Origin of the sequence: Alloalcanivorax marinus, assembly GCF_016906305.1 — a bacterium.
Lineage (GTDB): Bacteria > Pseudomonadota > Gammaproteobacteria > Pseudomonadales > Alcanivoracaceae > Alloalcanivorax > Alloalcanivorax marinus.
The window spans coordinates 100,114-123,588 of the sequence record NZ_JADDOL010000002.1 but is presented as its reverse complement, the minus strand read 5'-3'; the positions used below and the strand labels follow the sequence as shown (position 1 = coordinate 123,588).

At 62.4% G+C, this 23,475-nt stretch carries 21 protein-coding genes and 1 CRISPR repeat array; of the genes, 17 read left to right on the top strand and 4 right to left on the bottom strand.

The window, feature by feature from the left end:
• Positions 1 to 165: 165 nt before the first annotated feature.
• The 9 genes from IM760_RS02155 (at position 166) to IM760_RS02115 (ending at position 12,067) form a co-directional block, all read left to right on the top strand.
• Positions 166 to 1,128: a WYL domain-containing protein gene (locus IM760_RS02155; protein ID WP_204426921.1), complete on the top strand. Its 963-nt coding sequence runs from the start codon at positions 166 to 168 to the stop codon at positions 1,126 to 1,128.
• Positions 1,129 to 1,263: 135 nt separating this feature from the next.
• Positions 1,264 to 2,241 carry a type I-F CRISPR-associated endonuclease Cas1f gene (gene cas1f, locus IM760_RS02150; protein WP_204426920.1) on the top strand — a complete coding sequence of 326 codons (978 nt, stop codon included), beginning with the start codon at positions 1,264 to 1,266 and terminating at the stop codon, positions 2,239 to 2,241.
• Positions 2,238 to 5,612: a type I-F CRISPR-associated helicase Cas3f gene (gene cas3f, locus IM760_RS02145; protein ID WP_204426919.1), complete on the top strand. Its 3,375-nt coding sequence runs from the start codon at positions 2,238 to 2,240 to the stop codon at positions 5,610 to 5,612. Before cas1f ends, cas3f begins: the two co-directional genes overlap by 4 nt.
• 28 nt (positions 5,613 to 5,640) lie before the next feature.
• On the top strand, positions 5,641 to 6,942 hold the full coding sequence (gene csy1 / locus IM760_RS02140; RefSeq protein ID WP_204426918.1) for a type I-F CRISPR-associated protein Csy1: 1,302 nt from the start codon (positions 5,641 to 5,643) through the stop codon (positions 6,940 to 6,942).
• The gene (csy2, locus tag IM760_RS02135; protein WP_204426917.1) at positions 6,935 to 7,930 is read left to right on the top strand and encodes a type I-F CRISPR-associated protein Csy2; all 996 of its coding nucleotides are present in this window, start codon (positions 6,935 to 6,937) and stop codon (positions 7,928 to 7,930) included. Before csy1 ends, csy2 begins: the two co-directional genes overlap by 8 nt.
• Positions 7,931 to 7,960: 30 nt before the next feature.
• Positions 7,961 to 8,992 carry a type I-F CRISPR-associated protein Csy3 gene (gene csy3 / locus IM760_RS02130; RefSeq protein WP_204426916.1) on the top strand — a complete coding sequence of 344 codons (1,032 nt, stop codon included), beginning with the start codon at positions 7,961 to 7,963 and terminating at the stop codon, positions 8,990 to 8,992.
• A 3-nt stretch (positions 8,993 to 8,995) separates the two neighbouring features.
• The gene (cas6f, locus tag IM760_RS02125; RefSeq protein ID WP_204426915.1) at positions 8,996 to 9,559 is read left to right on the top strand and encodes a type I-F CRISPR-associated endoribonuclease Cas6/Csy4; all 564 of its coding nucleotides are present in this window, start codon (positions 8,996 to 8,998) and stop codon (positions 9,557 to 9,559) included.
• Between the two features lie 130 nt (positions 9,560 to 9,689).
• Positions 9,690 to 11,217: a CRISPR direct-repeat array (repeat unit 28 nt; unit sequence GTTCGCTGCCGCGTAGGCAGCTAAGAAA).
• A 215-nt stretch (positions 11,218 to 11,432) separates the two neighbouring features.
• A complete protein-coding gene (locus tag IM760_RS02120) occupies positions 11,433 to 11,669 on the top strand; it encodes a type II toxin-antitoxin system Phd/YefM family antitoxin (RefSeq protein WP_204426914.1) in 237 nt (78 codons plus the stop codon).
• Positions 11,666 to 12,067, top strand: a complete 402-nt coding sequence (locus IM760_RS02115) for a PIN domain-containing protein (protein ID WP_204426913.1) — start codon at positions 11,666 to 11,668, stop codon at positions 12,065 to 12,067. Before IM760_RS02120 ends, IM760_RS02115 begins: the two co-directional genes overlap by 4 nt.
• A gap of 17 nt (positions 12,068 to 12,084) precedes the next feature.
• Here IM760_RS02115 and IM760_RS02110 read toward each other — a convergent pair whose 3' ends face one another.
• From IM760_RS02110 to IM760_RS02095, 4 genes are all read right to left on the bottom strand, one after another.
• Positions 12,085 to 12,396, bottom strand: coding sequence for a hypothetical protein (locus tag IM760_RS02110; protein ID WP_204426912.1), 312 nt, complete (start codon positions 12,394 to 12,396; stop codon positions 12,085 to 12,087).
• Between the two features lie 536 nt (positions 12,397 to 12,932).
• Positions 12,933 to 13,646, bottom strand: coding sequence for a GDSL-type esterase/lipase family protein (locus IM760_RS02105; protein ID WP_204426911.1), 714 nt, complete (start codon positions 13,644 to 13,646; stop codon positions 12,933 to 12,935).
• Positions 13,647 to 13,650: 4 nt separating this feature from the next.
• Entirely contained in the window at positions 13,651 to 15,276 is a 1,626-nt protein-coding gene (locus IM760_RS02100; RefSeq protein ID WP_204426910.1) for a phytoene desaturase family protein, read from the bottom strand.
• A gap of 92 nt (positions 15,277 to 15,368) precedes the next feature.
• Positions 15,369 to 16,406: an aldo/keto reductase gene (locus tag IM760_RS02095; RefSeq protein ID WP_204426909.1), complete on the bottom strand. Its 1,038-nt coding sequence runs from the start codon at positions 16,404 to 16,406 to the stop codon at positions 15,369 to 15,371.
• 210 nt (positions 16,407 to 16,616) lie between these two features.
• On the opposite strand from IM760_RS02095, the gene rplM reads away from it, so the two are divergent.
• The 8 genes from rplM (at position 16,617) to IM760_RS02055 (ending at position 23,367) form a co-directional block, all read left to right on the top strand.
• Positions 16,617 to 17,045: a 50S ribosomal protein L13 gene (rplM, locus tag IM760_RS02090; protein ID WP_204426908.1), complete on the top strand. Its 429-nt coding sequence runs from the start codon at positions 16,617 to 16,619 to the stop codon at positions 17,043 to 17,045.
• Between the two features lie 11 nt (positions 17,046 to 17,056).
• The gene (gene rpsI, locus IM760_RS02085) at positions 17,057 to 17,452 is read left to right on the top strand and encodes a 30S ribosomal protein S9 (RefSeq protein WP_204426907.1); all 396 of its coding nucleotides are present in this window, start codon (positions 17,057 to 17,059) and stop codon (positions 17,450 to 17,452) included.
• A gap of 221 nt (positions 17,453 to 17,673) precedes the next feature.
• Positions 17,674 to 18,261, top strand: a complete 588-nt coding sequence (gene petA, locus IM760_RS02080; RefSeq protein ID WP_204426906.1) for a ubiquinol-cytochrome c reductase iron-sulfur subunit — start codon at positions 17,674 to 17,676, stop codon at positions 18,259 to 18,261.
• Entirely contained in the window at positions 18,258 to 19,544 is a 1,287-nt protein-coding gene (locus tag IM760_RS02075) for a cytochrome b (RefSeq protein ID WP_204426905.1), read from the top strand. The genes petA and IM760_RS02075 overlap by 4 nt, the downstream gene beginning before the upstream one ends.
• On the top strand, positions 19,544 to 20,200 hold the full coding sequence (locus IM760_RS02070) for a cytochrome c1 (RefSeq protein WP_204426904.1): 657 nt from the start codon (positions 19,544 to 19,546) through the stop codon (positions 20,198 to 20,200). The genes IM760_RS02075 and IM760_RS02070 overlap by 1 nt, the downstream gene beginning before the upstream one ends.
• 105 nt (positions 20,201 to 20,305) lie before the next feature.
• On the top strand, positions 20,306 to 20,944 hold the full coding sequence (locus IM760_RS02065; protein ID WP_204426903.1) for a glutathione S-transferase N-terminal domain-containing protein: 639 nt from the start codon (positions 20,306 to 20,308) through the stop codon (positions 20,942 to 20,944).
• A 15-nt stretch (positions 20,945 to 20,959) separates the two neighbouring features.
• Positions 20,960 to 21,358, top strand: a complete 399-nt coding sequence (locus IM760_RS02060) for a ClpXP protease specificity-enhancing factor (RefSeq protein WP_204426902.1) — start codon at positions 20,960 to 20,962, stop codon at positions 21,356 to 21,358.
• A gap of 23 nt (positions 21,359 to 21,381) precedes the next feature.
• On the top strand, positions 21,382 to 23,367 hold the full coding sequence (locus IM760_RS02055; RefSeq protein WP_204426901.1) for an LTA synthase family protein: 1,986 nt from the start codon (positions 21,382 to 21,384) through the stop codon (positions 23,365 to 23,367).
• Positions 23,368 to 23,475: the final 108 nt, after the last annotated feature.

Below are 23,475 nucleotides of genomic sequence, written 5' to 3'. Positions count from 1 at the left end.
GGAGGGAAGTAAATAAAACGTAGTATAGATAGGTCTCTCCCTATTCAGGCCATGATTGAAGGCAATATTGGCGCAGCCTCAGTGGGGGCGTTGTGAAAATGGAATTGTGATACTCGTCACAAAGATATAGTCTTCGGTGAATAATAAAACACCTAGGGATATGTCGTGACCCGCCTTGAGCGTTTTTATCGCATTCATGGTCTGTTGCGCCATGCTCGCTGCCCGGTACCGATGCGGCGCTTTACCGAAGAGCTGGGGGTAACACGGAATACGGTCACCCAGGATTTTCAGTATTTGCGTGACTTTTTCGGCGCGCCCATCGTCTACGACCGCGAGCGGAACGGCCATCATTATGACCCTGATGCCCCACAGTTTGAATTACCCGGCTTCTGGATGAACGCCAGTGAGTTATATGCTTTGCTGGCTTGTGAGCAACTTCTGGAAGCCGTCCACCCTGGTTTGATGAGCCATCGCCTTGCACCGATACGCCGGAGGATTCAGGGCTTGCTGGGTGACGCCGGAACTCAGGCGGCAAGTTTGAGTGATAAGGTCAGGTTGCAGTCAACGCAACAACGAAAGGTCCCCGACCACGTTTTTACTTGTGTTGCCGATGCCACTCTGGCGGGTCGGTGCCTGCGTATCCGCTATCAGCCACGCAGTCGCGACCATGGTGGCGAGCGGCTGGTGCATCCGCAGAGGCTTTTGCATTACCGCCATAATTGGTATCTGCTGGCCGATTGTGAAAAAGCGGGTGGTCTGCGGCTTTTTTCCCTGGATCGCATTATTGAACTTGAGCCGAAGCAGGGTGAGGCTCGGGCGATGCCTGCCGACCGTCTGGACCGTTTTATGGAGGGTAGTTTCGGCCTTTTTTCCGGCGCGCCGTCGGCCCAGGCTCATCTGCGCTTTTCCCCGTGGGCGGCACGGTGGGTGGCAGACGAACACTGGCACGCAAAGCAGCATGGAGAGTGGCGGGATGATGGGTACCACCTTTGGGTACCGTATTCAGACCCGACGGAACTGACCATGGAGGTATTGCGCCATGGCCCGGACGCGGAGGTGTTGGCGCCGGAGGCGCTTCGCCTGAGTGTTCGGAAGCGTCTGGCGGCTGCGCTGGCGGTTTACCGCTAGCCAACAGGGCACCGCTAAGCCGGTGGATAGGGAGCAAAATACTGATCGTAAGATCAGTGGTGGCATTCCCCGGGCAGCCCCCGTGTTACAACCGGGTGAGCATGACCAAGGGTGCCGCCTTTTGGAGGGGCGTTTATGGAAGACTTGTCGCCAGCGGATCTCAAGACGATTCTGCATTCCAAGCGAGCCAACGTGTATTACTTGCAGCACTGCCGGCTGTTGGTCAACGGTGGCCGCGTGGAGTATGTCACCGACCAGGGGCGGCAATCCCTTTACTGGAATATCCCTATCGCCAATACCACCACCGTGTTGCTTGGAACGGGGACCTCGGTAACGCAGGCCGCCATGCGGGAAATGGCGAAGGCGGGGGTGTTGGTGGGTTTTTGCGGGGGCGGAGGGACGCCTTTGTTCAGCGCCAATGAAGTGGATATAGAGGTGGCCTGGTTCAGCCCGCAAAGCGAATATCGACCCACTGAATACCTGCAGGCCTGGGTGCATTTCTGGTTTGATGACGTAAAGAGGCTGGCTGCCGCCAAGTATTTCCAGTATGCCAGGTTGGGGCGTATCCGTGAGCATTGGCTGGGCTCAAGATCATTGCATGAAGCCGGTTTCCAGGTGATCGAGGCCGCGCTGATATCGGCGCTCGAGCAGGGTGGCCAGGATATCGAGACCAGTACGACCACCATGGAATTGCTGACCGTGGAGGCACGTCTCACGAAACGTTTGTTCAAGCTGGCTTGTGATGCGGTTGATTACGGGTCTTTTCGGCGTGCAAAAAGAGGCACGGGGACGGATCCGGCCAATCGTTTTCTGGACCACGGTAATTATCTGGCCTATGGGTTGGCGGCCACCGCCACTTGGGTGCTGGGCCTGCCCCACGGCTTGGCCATATTACACGGCAAAACGCGCCGGGGAGGGCTGGTATTCGATGTCGCGGATTTGATTAAGGATGCGGTCATTCTGCCTCAGGCCTTCCTGAGTGCCATGCGGGGTGACGATGAACAGGCTTTTCGGCAAGCATGTATCGAGTCCTTGGCCCGTACGGAAGCACTGGATTTCATGATCGACACCGTCAAGAGTGTAGCCATGCGTCAGGCGAGCGATACGCCATGAACGTACTGCTGGTCTCACAGTGTGACAAGAGAGCATTAAAGGAAACCCGGCGCATTCTCGACCAATTTGCTGAGCGCAGGGGCGAGCGTACCTGGCAGACGCCAATCACCAAGCAGGGTCTGGATACATTGCGTCGCCTGTTACGCAAGACTGCCCGAAAGAATACCGCTGTGTCTTGTCATTGGATTCGCGGTCGGGATCATAGCGAGTTGCTGTGGATTGTAGGTGACGCCAGCAGGTTCAACGCTCAGGGCGCGGTGCCCACCAACACCACCCGTCGAGACATTTTGCGGCGGGGCGATGAGAATGACTGGCACACCGGTGAGTACATCACCCTGCTAGCCGCGCTGGCGGCGCTCATGCACGACCTTGGCAAAGCCTGTGCCAGTTTCCAGCGTAAACTTAAACCCGGTGCGAAACCGGAGCGTAATCTTTATCGGCACGAATGGGTCTCCCTGCGCTTGTTCGAGGCTTTTGTCGGGGAGGATGAGGACGCCACCTGGCTGGCCCGTCTTGAAAACCCGGCCGCGGCTGACGACGCGGCGTGGCTGAACCGTCTCAACAAGGACGGCCTTGATGCCCGTGACTCCACGCCGTTCGCTCATCTGCCACCGCTGGCCGCGGCCGTTGGCTGGCTGATCGTTACCCACCACCGTCTGCCGGTAATGCCGGGGGATCGGTCTGTAGGGGGAGGTGCTCCCCGGCTGGGCGCGAGGGTGTCTGGTTTTCAGGCGCGCCAGTTATCAGGCTTACCAGGCATCATTACCGCCGCCTGGAACGAAGTCTGCGACAGTCAGGACGCGGTGCAGATCCGGCCCTATTGGCAGTTCCCGCACGGCTTGCCCGTGACTACGGAGCTATGGCGGTCGCGGGCCGCCGGCTTGGCAAAGCAACTGCGGCAGTGCTGCGACATGACGGCTCCGTTGGATAATCCCTACGTCATGCACCTTGCTCGTTTGGTGCTGATGACCTCGGATCATTATTACTCCAGTCTCAGTGAACCCGCCCATCGTGTCCGTGGCCAAGCGGGCTACCCGTTATTGGCCAACACTCTGCGTGAGACCGGTGAGCCGAATCAGCCTCTGGACGAGCACCTGCTTGGGGTGGAGAAGCATTCCCGGGCGGTGAGCCGGGCGTTACCCAATATGGAGCGGCATTTGCCGCGTCTTGCCCGCCACCAAGCGTTCCGAAGGCGCAGCGCCGACCCCCGTTTCCGTTGGCAAGACCGCGCCTATGATCTGGCGGAGGGGCTGCGTGAACGGGCCCGTCGGCACGGCTTTTTTGGAATCAACATGGCGTCTACTGGTTGCGGAAAAACATTGGCCAATGCGCGCATTCTTTACGCCCTGGCGGACCCGGAGGCCGGCGCTCGCTTTTCCATTGCTCTTGGATTGCGCACGCTCACCTTGCAAACCGGCAAGGCCTACCGGGAAACGCTGGGTCTGAGTGAGGACGACCTGGCCGTTCGAGTGGGGGGTAGCGCCAGCCGGACCTTGTTTGAATATCACCAGGAGCTGGCAGAGCGCAGTGGTTCTGCTTCCGTGCAAAGCCTGTTGCCCGAGGACAGCTATGTCCGCTTTGACGGAAATCTGGATAACCATCCCCTGCTTGGCCGGGTGGCCCATGACCCCATGGTAAAAGCGCTGCTCGCCGCGCCGATACTGGTCTGCACCGTTGACCATCTGACACCGGCGACGGAGAGCCAGCGCGGCGGCCGCCAGATCGCCCCCATGCTGCGCTTGATGAGTGGTGACCTTGTCCTTGATGAACCGGACGACTTCGATCTGGACGACCTGCCCGCGCTGACTCGCCTGGTGCACTGGGCGGGTCTGCTCGGCTCGCGCGTGCTTTTGTCGTCCGCTACCTTGCCGCCGTCCTTGGTTCAGGGGCTGTACGAGGCTTATCGGGACGGCCGATCCCATTACCAGCGTAATCGGGGAGAACCCGGTGCGGCGCTTGATATCTGCTGCGCCTGGTTCGATGAGCACGGTCAGGCGCATCAGGATTGTCCGGATAGGGAGCTGTTCGTTTCGTCCCACCAGGAGTTCGCTGAACGGCGCGCGGCGAGGCTTGGCAAGGCGCCGGTTCGGCGCCGGGCACGCTTGGCGCCTCTTGCGGTGTCCGGCAGCCGTCGCGAGGAGGTAGTTGAGACGTTCGCTAACCGTATTCTGGTCCATGCCAAAGAGCTGCACGCCAACCACCATACTCTGGACCCGACGAGTGCAAAGCGAGTGAGCTTCGGTTTGGTCCGCATGGCTAATATCGAACCATTGGTGGAGGTGGCGCTAGCGCTCTACCGGCAGGGAGCGGAGCAGGGGCAGTGCATCCATCTTTGCGTTTATCACTCGCAATACCCCCTGTTGATCCGGTCCGCCATCGAAGCGCGGTTGGACCAGGCCCTGAACCGCAGGGATCCATTGGCGGTGTTTCAGCTGCCCGACATCCGTAAACTTTTGGATGCGCACCCGGAGCAGAACCAGATATTCCTGGTTTTGGGCTCGCCGGTCACCGAGGTTGGGCGAGACCACGATTACGACTGGGCTATAGTGGAACCTTCCTCCATGCGGTCCATGATTCAACTGGCGGGCCGCGTGCGTCGTCACCGCGAGGGCGGCTGTAGCGCAACCAATCTGGTGTTACTGGACACCAATATCCGTCACCTGACGAGCCCGGGGGACCCCGCCTTTTGCCGGCCGGGCTTCGAAGGGCCCGGAGACTGGTTACTGAGTAATCACCGTCTTGAGCAATTGTTGCGTGCTGAAGAGCGTGAGGTGATCGACGCCCGACCCCGCATCCTCGTCCGGCGCAGCCTCCGCCCCCGTGAGAACCTGGTGGACCTGGAGCACGCGCGCCTGAAGGAATGCATGGTGGCGCCGTTGTCGGCGCCCGAGGAAGAAGCGGATGTCGGCAACCTTAGCCGCCGTGAGCGAATCCGGCGCCAGTCCGCCTCGGCGCCTCGTCTTGGTGCTTATACCTGGCACGAGCTGCCTCGTGCTTCGCTGACCGCGGTCCTGCCGCAGCAACAGCCTTTCAGAAACGACAATACCAAGCGCGTTGACCTGGTGCTGATGCCGGACGAGGGCGGCGAACAATACGGGCTTCAGCAGATTCGTAAAGAACCGGGGCGACGCCTGCCCCTTTATGTGGATGTGGACACCAGCTTGCACCACCGCATTCCGGATGAGGCGGTCGCTTCGCCGCGCATCCGCCCCTGGGGCGATACCGACTATCTCGAAGCTCTGGCGGCGTTAGCCGACGATCTGGGGCAGGAGCTGGAGAGCTGTGCCCGACGTTTTGGGACTGTCACTCTGCCGGACAGTGAGCACGGGTGGCGTTTTCATCCCGCCCTGGGGTTTGTAAGACAGCGATGAAAAATATAAATAGAAGGAGACCAATAATATGGAAATCCTGAATGACCCGTCAGTACGCGGCTTGCGTGCGGCTATGGAGCAGTTTCTGAGCGAGCGCCTGCAGGGCAAGCTCGAAAAACTCGCCGACGACGACCCCAAGCGGGAAGCGCTGCGTGCTCAGTTTCAGTTTGAGCACTGGGTTGAAAGCGCCGCCTCCCGTGCCAGCCAGATCCAGCTTGTTACCCATTCACTGAAACCGATCCACCCGGACGCCAAGGGTTCAAACCTCTATGTGGAGCCCGGGGATTTGGTGCATCCGGGGTTGGTAAGCAGTGGAGTAATGGGCTCTGATTTTCAGGCGGATGTGGTTGGCAATGCCGCCGCTCTGGATGTCTATAAGTTCCTTAAGGTAGAACATGAGGGCCGGTCGGTTCTGGAGCGGGTGCTTGAGGATGACGCTGAGTTGCGGCAGGCGCTGAGCGACGACGCGGACCAGGCTCGGGCATGGGTGGAGGCTTTTGCCGGCCTGGTGGCCGAGCGTACCGGTGCCGCGAGCCATACCAAGGCCAAGCAAGTGTATTGGCTTGTGGGCGAAGACCCGACCCGTGATGACCACTTCCATCTGCTCGCGCCGTTGTACGCCACCTCCCTGGCACACCGGGTGTTTCTGGCCATCAATGAGGATCGCTTTGGTGAAGCCGCCAAGGAAGCGCGCAAAGCACGGCGCGAGAGCAAGCCTTGTGATTGGGGGTACCGGGATTACCCGAACCTGGCGGTGCAAAAGCTGGGCGGCACCAAACCTCAGAACATCTCTCAGCTCAACAGCGAACGCGCAGGCAACAACTATTTGCTCGCTTCCTTGCCGCCGATATGGGAAAGCCCTGAGGTCCCGGCGCCATTGCGCACTGATTCCGTGTTCCCTCGCTTTGGGCGCCGCCGGGAGGTGCGATGGTTGATATCCCAACTGGCCCGGTTCCTTGAGCAGGGGCCGGACCCGGTCGTGGCGACACGCAAACGGCGGGATGGATACGTGGATGCCCTTATTGATGAGCTGGTGCTGTTTGCCGGCGAGCTGAGTGTGCTCGAGCCTGGTTGGAGCGCCGATTCCCAATGCCGCTTGAACGAAGCCGAGACGCTTTGGCTGGACCCGCACCGGGCTGATTACGATGCCGTTTTCCAGGCAAAGCGCGAAAGCGAAGACTGGCCAGATCAAGTTCGTCACCGCTTTGCCAATTGGTTAAACCGGGAGCTAAGCCGGCGGCTACCGATGGGTGACCCGGAACACGCGCAATGGACAGGCGCACTCAAGGCTAAGCTGGATGCCCTGCAGGAGGTGTTGCCCCATGTCTGAGCCAAAAGCTTTGTTGGTGCTGCCGCACCTGCGTATTCAGAATGCCAATGCCATTTCCAGCCAGATGACCTGGGGCTTTCCCGCCATGAGCGCCTTCGTGGGGGCCATGCAGGCTTTGGAGCGCAAGCTGCCGACCGCCGGTCTCGACCTGATTTTCACTGGGGTCGGCGTGATTTGCCACGGTTTCGATGCTCAGGTTAATCAGACGGGCTTTACCCGGCGTTTCCTGCTCACTCGCAATCCGGTGGGTAAGGATGGCTCCACGGCCGCCATTGTGGAGGAAGGTCGGGTGCATTTGGACGTCACTTTGGTACTGGGCGCCGAGGGCGCGCTCTGCTCGGCCGACCCTGGACGCCGCGAGGAAGTCGCGGCGGAGCTGGCCCGCATAGTGTCCGGTATGCGCCTGGCAGGAGGGAGTGTGATGCCGGCGCTTCCGGGCCAGCGCAAGTCCTGGCAGCGGCCGCAACTGGTGGTTCTGGATGAGGACCCCGGGGAGCGGCATAAGCAGTTCCTGAATTTGCGTCGAGGATGGTTGCCCGGCTTTGTGCTGGTGGGCCGTGACGATCTGCTTGCTCAGAGCCTTGCCGAACTGCGAAAGGAAGACCCGGCCGCTACGGAGCTGGACGCCTGGCTGGATTGTTCTCGGCTTACCCTGCACTACGCTCCGGAAGCCAGTGATAGGAAGAAAGCTGGCGCCGACAGTAATGAACAGGACCGACCGAGCTTCAGCTGGCAGGTCCGAAAGTCACCGGGCTGGGTGGTGCCGATTCCCGTGGGCTACGGGGCGCTTTCGCCGTGTTATGAGGCGGGCAGTGTCGCTAATGCCCGCGATGCGGTCACGCCCTTCCGCTTTGTGGAAGGCCTGTACTCTGTGGGGCAATGGATCAGTCCTCATCGCCTCAACCGTGCCCAAGACATGCTCTGGTATGCCCACAGCGACACGGATGCCGGACTATATCGTCTTCGCAATGACTACCAACCCTCTTAACGGATAAAACAAAACAGAAGGAGTTTCGCCATGGCTACCGCCCTTAAAACCGCCTCCGTGCTCGCCTTCGAGCGCAAGCTGGACCCATCCGATGCGCTGTTCTTTGCCGGACAGTGGGGGCATCGTGACGATTTCGAGAGCTGGCCCGCCGTTGAAGTGCGCGAGAAATCGGTGCGCGGCACCATTTCCAATCGCCTTAAGACCAAGGATCAAGACCCTGCCAAGCTCGACGCGCAGATTGAAAACCCCAACCTCCAAACCGTTGATGTGGCGGCATTACCCAGTACCTCGGACACCTTGATGGTTCGTTTTACCCTACGGGTATTGGGGGGAGCGGGGATGCCGTCCGCCTGCAACAATGCGGATTACCAGGATAAGTTGCTGACCACGGTCAAAGGCTATGTGGCCAATCAGGGGTTCGCCACGTTGGCGCAGCGCTACGCCTACAACCTGGCCAACGGTCGTTTTCTGTGGCGCAACCGCGTTGGAGCCGAGCAGGTGGAAGTCCGGGTACGTCGTATCCGCGAAGGCCAGGTCACCGATTCGTGGACCTTCGACGGACTGGCTCTTTCGCTGCGTGATTTCGAGCCCACCGATGCGTCACGCACCGGGCTTGAGGCACTTGCACAATGTATTGCCTCCGGCTTGGCCGGTGAACAACACACTTTGCTGGAGGTGATGGCTTTTGCCCGTGTCGGGGCAGGGCAGGAGGTTTTCCCCTCCCAAGAGCTGATCTTGGAGCGAGGCCGTGGTGACAAGAGCAAAACGCTCTATCAGATTGGCAACGTGGCCGGCATCCACTCACAAAAACTGGGTAATGCCCTGCGCACCATTGACACCTGGTACCCCTCGGAAGGTGGCCAGGATTTGGGGCCGATTGCCGTGGAGCCCTATGGCTCTGTCACCACTCAGGGCAAGGCGTACCGGCAACCGAAGCAAAAGGCGGATTTCTATTCACTACTGGATAACTGGATCCTCAAGGATAAGACCCCCAGCCAGACTGACCAGCATTTTGTGATGGCGACGCTGATTCGTGGTGGCGTATTCGGGGATGCGGGGTGAGGTATGGACGCGTATTTGGAGATGAGTGTGCGTCCAGATCCGGAGTTCAGCCGGCAGGTGCTGCTGGACGCCCTATACAGCAAGTTACACCGTGCGCTGGCTCGAGGCGGCGTGGAGGATGTCGGCGTGAGCTTTCCCGCCCACGGCCATAAGCCGCGCACATTGGGGGCCAGAATGCGCCTCCATGGCACCGAGGATCGTCTGGCGGAACTGATGGGTGGAACCTGGCTTGGTGGTATGACGGACCATCTGCACGTGGGCAGCATACAACCCGTGCCATACGACGCCCGGCACCGCGTGGTGCGTCGTGTACAGCCGAAAACCAATGTGGCGCGTCTGCGGCGACGTTATTGTCGGCGCCACAATGTTTCCGAGGAAGAGGCCCGGCGTCAGCTGCCCGACAGTATTGAAAAGGCGGTGTCCCTGCCGTTTGTCACCCTGCGAAGCGCGACTACCGAGCAGCGCTTTGCTTTATTCGTTGAACACGGCCCTCTGCGCGATGATGCTGTTCCTGGTCTTTTCAGCGCCTACGGACTGAGTCCGACAGCAACGGTCCCCTGGTTCTGACCCTTTCTGCTCGGGATTTATAGTAAACCTTGTTAATCAAACACTTATCTCCCACCCTGAAAAAAGGGTGGGAGTGGGTGTTATTCTGCTTTCTACTGAATAAACAATAGGTTACTGAGACTAACCTCTAGTTCGCTGCCGCGTAGGCAGCTAAGAAACTGATCGCGGCACCCCGGCCCTACTGGGTCAGGTTCGCTGCCGCGTAGGCAGCTAAGAAATACCTGATTATCGAAAAGCTCAAGGAGCGGAAGTTCGCTGCCGCGTAGGCAGCTAAGAAATTCGTCGTCCGCATAGTTCAGTAGTGCGGCGGGTTCGCTGCCGCGTAGGCAGCTAAGAAAAAGAGGCGAAACAGGAGATCGACGCCCGGGGCGTTCGCTGCCGCGTAGGCAGCTAAGAAAAGGAATCCGAGACCGAACAGGAAGCGGAGACCGTTCGCTGCCGCGTAGGCAGCTAAGAAATGCGTCTGCTCCAGCGACCAAACGAGATCGTTGTTCGCTGCCGCGTAGGCAGCTAAGAAAACCGACACAGCCCAGGCATGCCGCACCTATGAGTTCGCTGCCGCGTAGGCAGCTAAGAAAGTCACGAAAATGAGCCGGGCGGTGAAGGCGACGTTCGCTGCCGCGTAGGCAGCTAAGAAATGTTTGCCGGGTCAATGATGGCCGGCGGGCAAGTTCGCTGCCGCGTAGGCAGCTAAGAAATGCTCCAGCGCCTGCAGGATGGGGATCCCTGCGTTCGCTGCCGCGTAGGCAGCTAAGAAAGTGAAGGGAAGGGCGTCAGCGACCCGCAAGACGTTCGCTGCCGCGTAGGCAGCTAAGAAAGTTGGGCTCGCCGCCGCTGCGATTGGCACCGTGTTCGCTGCCGCGTAGGCAGCTAAGAAACTCGTGGCCCAAGGTGGTGCGCACCACCTCCTGTTCGCTGCCGCGTAGGCAGCTAAGAAAACTCGGTGCGCTCCTGGGTCTGGCCGGTCTGCGTTCGCTGCCGCGTAGGCAGCTAAGAAAAGCATGACCCATGTCAGGATCGTCATCATTCGGTTCGCTGCCGCGTAGGCAGCTAAGAAAACAAAGCGGGTCAGGTATCGCTCGCCCGGCTGGTTCGCTGCCGCGTAGGCAGCTAAGAAATGGAAATGGGCCTGGACACGCCCCTGCAATTCGTTCGCTGCCGCGTAGGCAGCTAAGAAAAGCAAAATCACGCCCAAGTCGGCGTTCTGTAGGTTCGCTGCCGCGTAGGCAGCTAAGAAACACGACGTGACCGTGGAGCCGACCGGTGGCCCGTTCGCTGCCGCGTAGGCAGCTAAGAAAAGTGCGCCCAGGTCGGGCAGTTCGTGGGCAAGGTTCGCTGCCGCGTAGGCAGCTAAGAAAGCGTACCGGGGCACCCATTCCGAGACGGCCGCGTTCGCTGCCGCGTAGGCAGCTAAGAAAATGCGGAGAGCCATCGAGGAAACCGACCTGGAGTTCGCTGCCGCGTAGGCAGCTAAGAAAACGTAGGCGCCCATGCCGCCGGCCAGTACCTCGTTCGCTGCCGCGTAGGCAGCTAAGAAAATCAAGGCGGCCGGCCCGAATGTACGGATCGGGTTCGCTGCCGCGTAGGCAGCTAAGAAAAACTCGAAACCGTGGGGCTGCGCGCCCCACACGTTCGCTGCCGCGTAGGCAGTTAAGAAAGATACTTCGCGTGACAGGCCGCTCGGATCCGAATTTTCGGTCGAACGGGTGGCTTAAAAAGCGCCATAGAACCTCGATGTTTCGGACCCTACGCCACACCGGTGGGGGACGATACGAACATCCACCGCAGCGACGCTGATGTTGGTGTGACTACTTGATATGGTCACATCACGGCTGTATGTTTAATGATCAATCATGGTGGTCAGGAGGCAGACATGGAGGCTGAGCAGGTTACCAAGTCCCGGTTCAAAGCCCGGGCCCTGGAATTTTTCCGCAAGGTCGAAACCTCGGGGGTGCCGGTGGTGGTCACCGATCACGGCAAGCCGACCGTGGAAATCCGGCGTTACCGGTCCGATCAGCGCTCTCCGCTGGAGAGACTCAAAGGCAGTGTGGTGGACTTCAATCGCCCGACCGATCCGGTTGCCGAAGACGACTGGGACGCGGCGCGGTGATCGTACTGGATACCCATGTGCTGGTGTGGTGGGTAAATGGGGGTGATGAGCTGTCCACCGACGCCAGGGGCGAGATCGAGCGCGAGCAAGCGGTGGACGACGGACTTATTCTGGTGTCATCCATCTCTGCCTGGGAGATCGCCATGCTGGTCAGTCGCGACCGTCTCACGCTTACCATGAATATCGATGACTGGTTGGAGACCGTTGGTCAGATACCGGCGGTTCGGTTTGTCCCCGTGGACAATGACGTGGGGGTGGAATCCACTCGTCTGCCCGGGGAATTCCACAAGGATCCGGCGGACCGGCTTATCGTGGCCCTGGCCCGCCACCTCAACAGTGCGCTGGTGACCGCGGATGAAAAGATCCGTGCTTACCGACACGTACGCACGGTTTGGTAAGGGGCGGGCAACGGGGGCTACCCGTTCACCCGAAACCGCAGCGGCACGAACACCACCTCGATCTTGCCATCCAGCTCCACCGGCACCTGGCCGGCGAGTACGGCGCGGGGCAGGGGGCGCTGCAGGGCGTAGCTTTCCCGGTAGCCGGCCACGCGTTCCATGGGCAGGTCGAGCAGGCGTATCAGGCGCGCCGGCGACCGGTCGAGGCCGTCCGGGGAATAGACCCATTCGGGAACAAGACAGATCACGCCGTCCATTCGGATGGCGTCACATTGGATGGATACGTCGGGCTGCTCGTCCGAGCGCAGGTTGACGATAAGCGAGTCCATGCTCTAACCCCAAGAAGTTCGAGTCCTACCGATTGTTATTATTTGTTCAAAATATCACCTTGTGTGAACCATATCACTTGACCGAAAAGCCACCCCTCCACTGTCGATCCTGCATGGTGAGACAGGGGCGCAGGATCCGGTTTGCGTCTTTTTACTCCCTCGACCCGTCCGCTTTACGGGCGGCGCCGGGCTCTGACAAGCTGGTCCGGCGATCCGGGTCGAAAGTCAAAAGTCGAATTGGTCGAGAACGGAAGGGAGGCCAGGGAAGATGTTGATCTGTTGCAGTGAGTGCCGTTACCGCAGTGCCCGCCCGAGGCGTACTCAGCATGGGCCCGATGTGTGGTGCAATCATCCCGAGAACCCGCAGTCGGTGCCTCAGGGTGTCCTGGATGTGGAGACCGCTCGGGTGAGCTGCGCTTTCCAGGCCGATGAACGGGCGGGCCAGGGCGAACCGGTCACGGAGCCGGTGGTGCGGATGCGGCGGCGCATTCCCGTGGCGGTGGCCGCGCCGGTGAGCTGAGCAGGGGCCGCCGCGGCTAGCGCAGCAGGCCGGCCAGGGCCGGCGCCACCCGGTCGGCGATATGGGCGTAGCCCGCTTCTCCGGGGTGGTAGCCGTCCTCGGCCAGCAGGGACGGGTCGGCGACCGCTGGCCAGGTCAGGGCGTGAACGTCGGGCAGGCGGGCCGCCAGGGCCTGCTGGGCCCGGTCGAGCCGGCCGGCACGGGCGCCCAGCAGATCGCGCAGGGGCCGGGGCAGGGCGGTGAAGTGCTGCATCGGCGGCACCGCCAGCAGGGCCACCGGCAGGTGCGGCCGCTTCCGGCGCAGGGTGGCGATCAGCCGGCCCAGTGCTTGTTGGTAGCGGCGTGGCGAGGTGAGGCCGGTGGTGTCGTTAACGCCCAGGCTGACCACCACCAGATCCACGTCGGGCGCCGGCCGGTCGGCGAGCCGCGTGGCCAGGGCGGCGGCGCGGATGCCGTTGACGCCGTCCACCCGCCAGGTCACCGGGCGGCCCAGTTGCCGATGCAGGGCCCGGGCCAGTTGCCCGCCCAGTCCTTGGTGATGTTCCCGTACGCCGACGCCCACGGCGGTGGACTCGCCCACCAGCAGCAGACGCAGTGGCGTGTCGCCGGCGCCCACCCGGCCGTGGTCGGCGCCGCCGGCTTCCGGCAGCCGCGGCGTGTCACGCCGTGCCCGGCGGCCCTGCCACAGCAGCAGCGGCGCCAGCAGCACGAAGGCCAGCCAGAAGCGCACCGCTTCAGCCCACGAACATGCGCCGCGCCAGCGGCAGGCCCTTGCGGCCGGTGACCGCCAGGGTGGTGGTCAGACCGGACACCAGAGCGCCCACCACGCCGCAGGTGAGCACGTCCTGGCCGGTCAGGTAGAGCCCGGGCACCCGGGTTTTGGGGCGCAGCCAGTCCTGGTCGAAGCGCTGGGGGTCGTGGTCGAGCCCGTAGATTTCCCCGGTGGGGTAACGGCAGAACCAGGCGGTGGACAGGGGCGTGGACAATTCGTAGTAGTCCAGGTGGTCGCGCAGGTTCGGGTGTTTCTCGAACAGTTTCTCCAGCAGGCGGCGGGCGAAGGCTTCCTTGTGGGCCTCGTAGTCCTCGCCGCGCTGGCCCCAGGTGGTGCCGTCCCATTGCCGGTACCAGTCATGGGGCGCGGCGGCCACGATTTCCACGGTGGCGCGGCCGGGGTAGCGGCGGGCGAAGTCCGGGTCCTTGGCGCTGGGAAAGGAAATGTAGGTGAGCGGGATATCGTGCCGGTCCGGGTCGGCCAGGGCCTGGTCCAGCCGTGCTTCGTAATCGTTGTCCGGATAGATCCAGTAGTTGGTTTTCGGCAGGCCCAGGTTTTCGGCGGTGTCGTTCAGGCCGATATAGAGGCAGGCGCTGGCCATGGAGCGCCGCACGCCGCTCAGCCGCTGCTGATAGAAGGCGTACTCGGGAGCGTGTTCCGGCAGCAGTTCGCTGAACGTATTGAACACGCCGGCGTCGCTGATCACGCAGGGCGCCCGTTCCTCGTGGCCGTCGGCCAGGCGCACGCCGGTGGCGCGGCCATTCTCCACCAGAATGTCGGTGACGTCGGCATAGGTGAACACATCGCCGCCGCTTTGCTGGATCACCGGGATCACGGTGCGCGCGATCTGCGACGCGCCGCCCACCGGGTAGTAACCGCCGTACAGGTAGTGGCGGGCGATCAGCGCGTGGATCAGAAAGCTGGAGCGGGACGGCGGCAGGCCGTTGTCGCCCCATTGGCCGGTGAGCACCGCGATCAGTTCCTGGTTGTCGGTGAGTTCCTCGAGCACCGCCCGGGTGGTGCGGTTGTAGCGGCCCAGGGCGCCACGGTCCAGGCCCTTGCGGGCGACGCGACCCAGTGCGCCGGGCAGCAGGCGGGTAACGGTGAGGGGCTGGATGGCGCCGGCGGCTTTCTTGATGGCGTGCAGGTAGGCGTCGATGGCGTCGTGCTCGCCGGGGAAGGCGCGTCGCAGCTCATCGCGGAAGGCCGCGGGGCCGGCCATCAGATCGTAATGGCGGTCGCCCAGATGAATGCGGTCGTAACAGGCGTCCATGGGCGCCCACTTCAATTGCCCGTCGCTGATGTGGTCGAACAGCCGCCGGCCCAGGGTGTCGGCGCGCCCCATGTCGCCGATGTAGTGCACGCCCACGTCCCATTCGTAGCCGTTGCGTTCATAGCTGTGGGTGAAACCACCGGCGGTGTAGTGCTGCTCGAACACGGCCACCTTCCAGCCCATCCGGCTCAGGCAGGCGGCGGCGGTCAGCCCGCCCATGCCGGAGCCGATCACCAGGGCATCGTAGGGACCATCAAGACGGTTGGCGCGGTAGCGGCGGCCGACACGCAGACTGCTGGGTTGAGGGCTGGACATGGGTTCGCTCCCTGAAAGTACACAGTGTGTACATTGACCGGAACGACGATGTCCGTCAAGCGGTCGGGCGCCCGTCCGGGCGCCCGGTTGGGTCAGGGCGCCGGGATCGGGAAGCGGGTGTGGATCGCTTCCAGGGCCTCTTCCAGGTCCTTGTCCCAGGGCAGGTCGACGCTGTCCAGGTTCTCGCGGAGCTGGTTCAGGTTGGTGGCGCCGATGATGTTGCTGGTCACGAACGGCCGGGTGGTGACGAACTGCAGCGCCAGCTGGGTAGGGCTGATCCCGCGTTCCTCGGCCAGCTGACAGTAGGCTTCGGTGGCCGCCACCGCCTGTTCGCCGTTGTAGCGGGCGAACTGCTTGAAGCGGGTCAGGCGGGCGTCGGCGGGCCACTGGCCGTTACGGTACTTGCCGGTGAGCATGCCGAACGCCAGCGGCGAGTAGGCCAGCAGACCCACGTTCTCGCGGTGGGCCACCTCGGCCAGGCCCACCTCGAAGCTGCGGTTGAGCAGGGAGTAGGGGTTCTGGATCGAGACCGGCGGCGCCAGGCCGATCTTCTCCGCTTCGCGCAGAAAGGTCATGGTGCCCCAGGGGGTTTCGTTGGACAGCCCCCAGTGGCGGATCTTGCCGGCGTCCACCAGCGCCTTGATCCCGGCCACGGTGTCGGCGATCGGCACCGCCTCCGGCGCCTCCTTGTGCTTGTAGTTGAGGCGGCCGAAGAAGTTGGTGGGGCGCTCCGGCCAGTGCAGCTGATAGAGGTCGATGACGTCGGTGCGCAGCCGTTTGAGGCTGCCTTCCACCGCGTCCCGCAGGCTGTCGGCGGTGAAGCGCGGGCCGCCACGGATGTGTTTGACGTATTCGCCGGGGCCGGCGGCCTTGGTGGCCAGCACCACCTTGTCCCGGTTGCCGGTGCGGGCGAACCACTCGCCGATGATCTCCTCGGTGCGGAACGAGGTTTCCGGGCTGGCCGGCACCGCGTACATTTCCGCGGTGTCGAAGAAGTTGACGCCCCGGGCCAGGGCCAGCTCCATCTGCGCGAAGCCTTCCTCGGCGGTATTCTGGTTGCCCCAGGTCATGGTGCCCAGACAGAGGCTGCTGACCTTGAGATCGGTCCCACCCAGCGGACGGTATTCCATAAACGGCTCTCCTGTGATCCGGAAACGAAGACAAAAAGCGCCCGGCGGCCGCCGGCGCAAGGGCCAGACTATAGCAGCACGTTTTCCCGCTTGTCTTTGCCGGGGGGGTTCAGTACAATTCGCACCCTCTTGCCCGGCGGGCTCTCGCCGGAGGGTTGATTGAACCCGTAACGTATTGAATTCAGGGCACAAATTTTAGGGAAGACTCCCATGAAGACCTTCAGCGCGAAACCGGAAAGCGTAAAGCGCGACTGGTATGTGGTGGACGCCTCCGGCAAAACGCTGGGCCGGCTGGCCGCGGAAATCGCCAGCCGTCTGCGCGGCAAGCATAAGCCGGAATACACGCCGCACGTGGACACCGGCGACTACATCGTCGTGATCAACGCGGAAAAAGTGGCCGTGACCGGCAAAAAAGCTTCCAACAAGATGTACTATCGCCACAGCGGTTACCCGGGCGGTATCAAGGAAGCGAACTTCGAGACCCTGATCAGCGAAAAACCGCAGATGGTGATCGAGAAAGCCGTGAAGGGCATGATGCCGCGTAACCCGCTGGGTCGCGACATGTTGCGCAAACTCAAAGTCTACGCCGGCGCCGAGCATCCGCATACCGCTCAGCAGCCGCAGCAGCTCGAACTCTAAGAGGTCAGTCGATGGCAACTGCAAACGCCGATTACGGAACCGGCCGCCGCAAGACGGCTTCCGCCCGCGTCTTCCTGCGCCCGGGCAGCGGTAACATCACCGTCAACGGTCGTCCGCTGGACGTGTTCTTCGGTCGCGAGACCAACCGCATGGTGGTGCGTCAGCCGCTGGAGCTGGTGGACGCCGCCGAGCGCTTCGACGTGTACGTGACCGTCAGCGGTGGCGGCAACAACGGTCAGGCCGGCGCCATCCGTCACGGTATCACCCGTGCGCTGATGGAATACGACGGCGAGCTGCGTGGCGCCCTGCGCCGTGCCGGCTACGTGACCCGTGACGCCCGTGAGGTGGAACGTAAGAAAGTGGGTCTGCACAAAGCGCGTAAGCGTCCGCAGTACTCCAAGCGGTAAGACGACGCTTCGCGTTGTCGAGCCCCGAAAAAGCCCGGCGTTGCTGGGCTTTTTTTATGCATAAATCAGTGGTTTAGCGAGGCGCTGGCGAAGAATAACCGGTTGTCAGATGTGGTCTTTTTCATTACCATTTCCGCCGCCTTACTCCGCCCGGAGCACGAGCACCGACCTCGAGTCTCGGGCCACCCCCCGAGCGTGGGATCTAAGGGGAGAATAACTCAATGAGCAATGACGGCGTAAATACCAGCCGCCGCACCTTTTTGATCGGCCTGACCTCAGCGGTGGGCGCGGCGGGTGCCATCGGCGCGGCGGTACCTTTTGTCAAATCCTGGCAGCCCAGCGCGAAGGCCGAGAATGCCGGCGCCCCCGTCGAAGTGGACGTCAGCAAACTCGATATGGGGCAGCGCGTGGTGGCCGAATGGCGCGGCCAGCCGATCTGGGTGGTGCGTCGCACCGACGACATGATCGCCAACCTGGACAAACTCAACGGCGAACTCAAGGATCCGCAGTCCGAGGCGGACCAGCAGCCGCCCTACGCGGCCAACGAGTGGCGCTCCATCAAAAAAGAATATCTGGTGCTGATCGGTATCTGTACCCACCTGGGTTGTTCGCCTCTGTTCGAGGAAGAGCCCACCGTGGAGTTGCAGTACGGTGGTTTCTTCTGCCCCTGTCACGGGTCCAAGTTCGACCTGGCCGGCCGGGTCTATCAGGGTGTGCCGGCCCCCACCAACCTGGTGGTGCCGCCTCATTCCTATACCAGTGACGCCGTCATCATCATCGGTTCTGAAGAAGGGGAGACTGAGGCATGATGCGAATGGTCAATGGTTTGATCGACTGGGTGGATGCCCGTCTCCCCGTCGTCAACACCTACAAGAAGCACATGTCGGAGTACTACGCTCCGAAGAACTTCAACTTCTGGTACTACTTTGGCGTGCTCTCCATGGTGGTACTGATCAACCAGCTGCTTACCGGCATCTGGCTGACCATGTTCTATTCCCCGTCCGACGGCTTCGGCTCGGTGGAATACATCATGCGCGACGTGCAGTGGGGCTGGCTGATCCGCTACATGCACGCGGTGGGCGCCTCCGCCTTCTTCGCGGTGGTCTACCTGCACATGTTCCGCGGCCTGCTGTACGGCTCCTACAAGCCGCCCCGCGAGCTGGTGTGGATCTTCGGCATGCTGATCTACGTGGCGTTGATGGCGGAAGGCTTCCTGGGCTATGTGCTGCCCTGGGGCAACATGTCCTACTGGGGCGCCCAGGTGATCATCTCCCTGGCCGGCGCCATTCCGTTCGACATCCTGCCGTTCATCGACGCCAAGGACGCCAAGGAAATCGGTGAGGCGCTCACCACCTGGGTGCGCGGCGACTACCTGCTGTCCACCGCCACGGTGAACAAGTTCTTCGCCCTGCACGTGGTGGCCATTCCGCTGGTGCTGGTGGCGCTGGTGTTCCTGCACATTCTGGCGTTGCACGAAGTGGGTTCCAACAACCCGGACGGCGTCGAGATCAAGCAGAACAAGGACGAGAACGGCATCCCCCGCGACGGCATCCCGTTCCACCCTTACTACACAGTCAAGGACCTGCCCGGCGTGATCGTCTTCCTGATGATCTTCGCGGTGGTGATCTTCTTCTTCCCCACCGGCGGCGGCTATCTGATCGAGAAACCGAACTTCGTGGCGGCCAACCCGCTGAAGACGCCGGATCACATCGCGCCGGTGTGGTACTACGGGCCTTATTACGCCATGCTGCGGGCCACCACCATCGAGTGGTTCGGCATGTCCGCCAAGTCCTGGGGCCTGATCGCCATGGGCGGCGGCATCGTGGTGCTGTTCCTGCTGCCCTGGCTGGATCGCCACCCGGTGAAATCCATCCGTTACAAGGGCTGGCTGAGCAAGACCCTGCTGCTGATCTTCGCGCTGGACTTCCTGATGCTGGGTTTCCTGGGCACGCAGCCGGCCTCCGGCCTGTACAAGACGCTGGCGCAGATCGGCACGGTCTACTACTTCCTGTTCTTCTTCCTGGCGCTGCCGCTGGCGCACCGATTCGAGAAGTCCAAGGCGGTTCCGGAACGCGTAACGGGGGGTCACTGATGAAGAAGCTGGTTGTAGCATTGCTGTTCAGCTGCCTGCCCGCGCTGGCCGGCGCGGCCGGCGGTCACGATGTGGAGCTGGAAAAGGCGCCGGTGAACCTGCAGGACAAAGTAAGCCTGCAAAATGGCGCCAAGCTGTTCGTGAACTATTGCATGGGCTGTCACAGCCTGGAGTACCTGCGCTACGGCCGCATGGCCGAAGACCTGGGTATGTCCGACGAACTGACGCTGAAGTATCTGAACTTCACCACCGACAAGATCGGTGATCAGATGCAGAACGGCATGACCGCCGCGGACGGCAAGGCCTGGTTCGGCAACCCGCCGCCGGACCTGTCGCTGGCCGCCCGGCACCGTTCGTCGGACTGGATCTACTCCTATCTGATCGGGTTCTACGAGGACGAGTCCCGTCCCTACGGGTACAATAACCACGTATTCCCGAGCGTGGGCATGCCCCATGTGATGGCGAAGATGGAGCAGGATCTGAGCGAGGAAGAGTTTGAGTCCAATATGGGCGACATCACCAACTTCCTCACCTACGCGGCGGAGCCCATTGCTCCCACCCGTGAGCGGATCGGTGTGTATGTGCTGGTGTTCCTGGCGATTCTGCTGATTCCGGCCTACCTGCTGAAAAAGGAATACTGGAAGGACGTTCACTAAGCGGGCCTCGCCCCGCCAGGAACGCCTTCCGGCGAGCAACAGGGTAACCGCGCGAGCGGCTACCCTGTTTGTGTTATTGCGATATAGCGTGGAGATGACTCGACCATGGGTGTGGTGACCAAACGTTCCTCGATGACCTTCTTTTCCTCCCCGAACGATCATTATTGCCATCGGGTACGCATCGTTCTGGCGGAAAAAGGCGTCACCGTGGACATCGTCGACGTGGACAACGGCGACAAGCCGGAAGACCTGGCCTCGCTGAACCCTTACAACGAGGTGCCGACCCTGGTGGACCGGGAACTGACCCTGTATCAGTCCACGGTGATCATGGAATATCTGGACGAGCGCTTCCCGCATCCGCCGCTTCTGCCGGTGTACCCGGTGGCCCGCGCCCAGAGCCGGCTGCTGATCCACCGCATCGAGCGGGACTGGTGCCACCATGTGGACGCCCTGCTGATCGGCGAAGAGAAAGAGGCCTCGCTGAACAAGCGCCGCAAGGAGCTGCGGGAAGGTCTGATCGCCACCGCGCCGATCTTCAACGAGCTGCCGTTCTTCATGAGCGAGGAGTTCACCCTGGTGGATTGCGTGATCGGCCCGATCCTGTGGCGGCTGCCGGCCATGGGCGTGGACCTGCCCGCCAAGCAGGCCAAGCCGCTGATCGATTACGCCGAGCGTCTGTTCGACCGCGATGCGTTCCAGGTCAGCCTGTCCGAAGCCGAGCGCGAACTGCGTCAGCAACTGTAAGCCATGAGTGACGAGATGACCCCCAATCGCCCGTATCTGATACGGGCGATGCACGAATGGATCTGCGACAACGGCCTGACCACCCATCTGGCGGTGGATGCCCGCTATCCCGGCGCCGAGGTGCCGCAGGAGTTCGTCCAGGACGGGCAGATCGTGCTCAATATCGCGCCCCGGGCGGTGACCGCCTTCGAGGCCGGTAATGAAGAGATTTCCTTCTCCGCCCGTTTCGGCGGTGTGCCGCACACGGTACGGGTACCGGTGGAGGCGGTGATGGCGGTGTTCGCCCGGGAGAACGGCCAGGGCATGGCGTTCGAGCCGGTGGAACCGCCTCCGGAACCGCCCGCCCCGGGCCCGGACAGCGACGACGACGGTGACAAGCCGTCCCGGGCCAGCCATCTCAAGGTCGTGAAGTGAGGCGTCCGTCGCCGCGGCTGCGGTTGATTCTGGGATTGGTGCTGGTCACTTTCCTCGCTTTGCTGGCGTTGCGGGTGGCGTTCTATTTCACCTTTCTGGCCGATCAGGGCCTGAACCGGGACGAACTGTGGCACGCCTTCGGCGTGGGCCTGCGGTTCGACCTGCGGGTGGCGTTGCTGGTGACCCTGCCGGTGGCGCTGCTCAGCCTGCTGCCCGGCGTGCTGGGTCTGCGCCGGGGGCGTATTGCCCGAGGCCTGGCCGTGGTCTGGCTGGCCCTGGCCGGGGCCGCGCTGACGCTCACGTACGTGGCCGACTTCGCCCATTACAGCTATCTGGCGGAACGGCTGAACAGTTCCGTGTTGCGGTTCTTCGAGGACCGCCGGGACTCGCTGCTGATGGTGTGGGAAAGCTACCCGGTGATCCCGCTGACGGTGCTGCTGATCGCCGCCGCGCTGCTGTGTGGCTGGGCCGCGCGCCGCTGGGTGCGCCGGTTCACCGCCGGCAGCCCGCCGCGCCGGGGCTGGTTGGCCGGCACCCTGGTGGGCGTGGCCTGCACCTACCTCTATGCGCTCGGCATCATGGGGCAGTTCGGCGAGGTGCCGTTACGCTGGAGCGACGCCTATTTCGCCAACAATCAGCAGGTGGCCGCCCTGGGGCTGAACCCGGCGGTGTTCTTCTACGACACCCTGACCACCGGCACCCGCAAGCACGACCCGGACGCTCTGGCGCGCCACTATGAGTGGATGGCCGATTACCTGGGCGTGCCGGAGAACGCCCGCCATCCGGAGGACGGCGAGTTCGATTTCGCCCGCCAGGTCCCCGGCCACGCCCGCGCCGGCCGTCCGCCCAACGTGGTCCTGATCCATCTGGAATCCATGGGCGCCAACCGGCTGGGCCTGTACGGCAACCCCATGGAAGCCACGCCCAATCTGGACGCGCTCGGCCACCAGGGCTATTTCTTTCCGAACTTCATGGTGCCCTCCAGCGGCACGGCGCGCACCGTGTTCGGCCTGGTCACCGGCATTCCCGACGTGACCTGGGGCGGCTCCACCGCGTCGCGCAACCCGCAGATCGTCAATCAGTACACCCTGGTGAACGCCTTCAAGGGCTACCAGCGGTTCTACTTTATCGGCGGCAACGCCGGCTGGGCGAATATCAGCGGCTTGCTGACCAACAATATCCGCGACCTGGAGCTGCACGAGGCCGGTGACTACGACGCGCCCAACGTGGACGTCTGGGGTATCTCCGACCGCTCCCTGTTCGACGCCGCCCACCGGCGCCTCAGCGAACTGGACCCGGACCAGCCGTTCATTGCGTTTATCCAGACCGCCGGCAACCACCGGCCGTTCACCATTCCCGATGACGGCTCGGAGTTCGAGACCAAACAGCCGCCGGAAGGGGAGGTGCAGAAGCACAGCTTCCTGGGCAACGACCAGTACAACGCGGTGCGCCTGCTGGACCACAACGTGGGCCGCTTCATCAACGAGCTGGCCGCCAGCGAAGCCTACGGCGACAACACCCTGTACATTCTCTACGGCGATCACAACGACCGCTCCGAGTCGTCCAGCCATATGGGCTACAGCGAAAGCCTGGGGCTCGACAAGCACCATGTGCCGTTGATTCTGTACGGCCCGGGCGTGCTGGACGGGCCGCGCGTGATCGAGCATCCGGCCAGCCTGGTGGACATTCTGCCCACCGCCCTGGGGATCGTCGGGCTGCCCTACGAGAACCGCACCCTGGGCAGGGATCTGCTGCACACCGAGGCGCCGTTCTACGCGCTCACCTTTGGTGGCAACCGCAGCCAGAATCCGCTGATCGGGCTGCTCGGCGCCGATTACCATATGAGCATGCAGTACGACGGCGACCGGCCCCGGTTGTACGATCTGGATAACCCGGTCCTGAACGAGCCGGTCAACGAAGCCCGCCCGGCGTTGCTGGAGCGGCGCAAGGCAATGCTGGAAGGCTTCTACCAGACCGCCCGCTACATGCTTCGCCACAACCAGCCTTGAGACCCTCCATCGGGGCCGCGGGTCTGTGTTACGCCCTTCCGGGAACGCCGCAAGTACGTCCATGTAGGCTCCCTTTCGAACGTCCTGTTCTCAAGGGTCCCGGAAGGG

Coding starts and splice junctions, on each gene's coding strand:
- cas1f (WP_204426920.1), top strand. CDS start 1,264: ATGGAAGACTTGTCGCCAGCGGATCTCAAGACGATTCTGCATTCCAAG.
- cas3f (WP_204426919.1), top strand. CDS start 2,238: ATGAACGTACTGCTGGTCTCACAGTGTGACAAGAGAGCATTAAAGGAA.
- csy1 (WP_204426918.1), top strand. CDS start 5,641: ATGGAAATCCTGAATGACCCGTCAGTACGCGGCTTGCGTGCGGCTATG.
- csy2 (WP_204426917.1), top strand. CDS start 6,935: ATGTCTGAGCCAAAAGCTTTGTTGGTGCTGCCGCACCTGCGTATTCAG.
- csy3 (WP_204426916.1), top strand. CDS start 7,961: ATGGCTACCGCCCTTAAAACCGCCTCCGTGCTCGCCTTCGAGCGCAAG.
- cas6f (WP_204426915.1), top strand. CDS start 8,996: ATGGACGCGTATTTGGAGATGAGTGTGCGTCCAGATCCGGAGTTCAGC.
- IM760_RS02120 (WP_204426914.1), top strand. CDS start 11,433: ATGGAGGCTGAGCAGGTTACCAAGTCCCGGTTCAAAGCCCGGGCCCTG.
- IM760_RS02110 (WP_204426912.1), bottom strand. CDS start 12,396: ATGGACTCGCTTATCGTCAACCTGCGCTCGGACGAGCAGCCCGACGTA.
- IM760_RS02100 (WP_204426910.1), bottom strand. CDS start 15,276: ATGTCCAGCCCTCAACCCAGCAGTCTGCGTGTCGGCCGCCGCTACCGC.
- IM760_RS02095 (WP_204426909.1), bottom strand. CDS start 16,406: ATGGAATACCGTCCGCTGGGTGGGACCGATCTCAAGGTCAGCAGCCTC.
- rplM (WP_204426908.1), top strand. CDS start 16,617: ATGAAGACCTTCAGCGCGAAACCGGAAAGCGTAAAGCGCGACTGGTAT.
- rpsI (WP_204426907.1), top strand. CDS start 17,057: ATGGCAACTGCAAACGCCGATTACGGAACCGGCCGCCGCAAGACGGCT.
- petA (WP_204426906.1), top strand. CDS start 17,674: ATGAGCAATGACGGCGTAAATACCAGCCGCCGCACCTTTTTGATCGGC.
- IM760_RS02075 (WP_204426905.1), top strand. CDS start 18,258: ATGATGCGAATGGTCAATGGTTTGATCGACTGGGTGGATGCCCGTCTC.
- IM760_RS02070 (WP_204426904.1), top strand. CDS start 19,544: ATGAAGAAGCTGGTTGTAGCATTGCTGTTCAGCTGCCTGCCCGCGCTG.
- IM760_RS02065 (WP_204426903.1), top strand. CDS start 20,306: ATGGGTGTGGTGACCAAACGTTCCTCGATGACCTTCTTTTCCTCCCCG.
- IM760_RS02060 (WP_204426902.1), top strand. CDS start 20,960: ATGACCCCCAATCGCCCGTATCTGATACGGGCGATGCACGAATGGATC.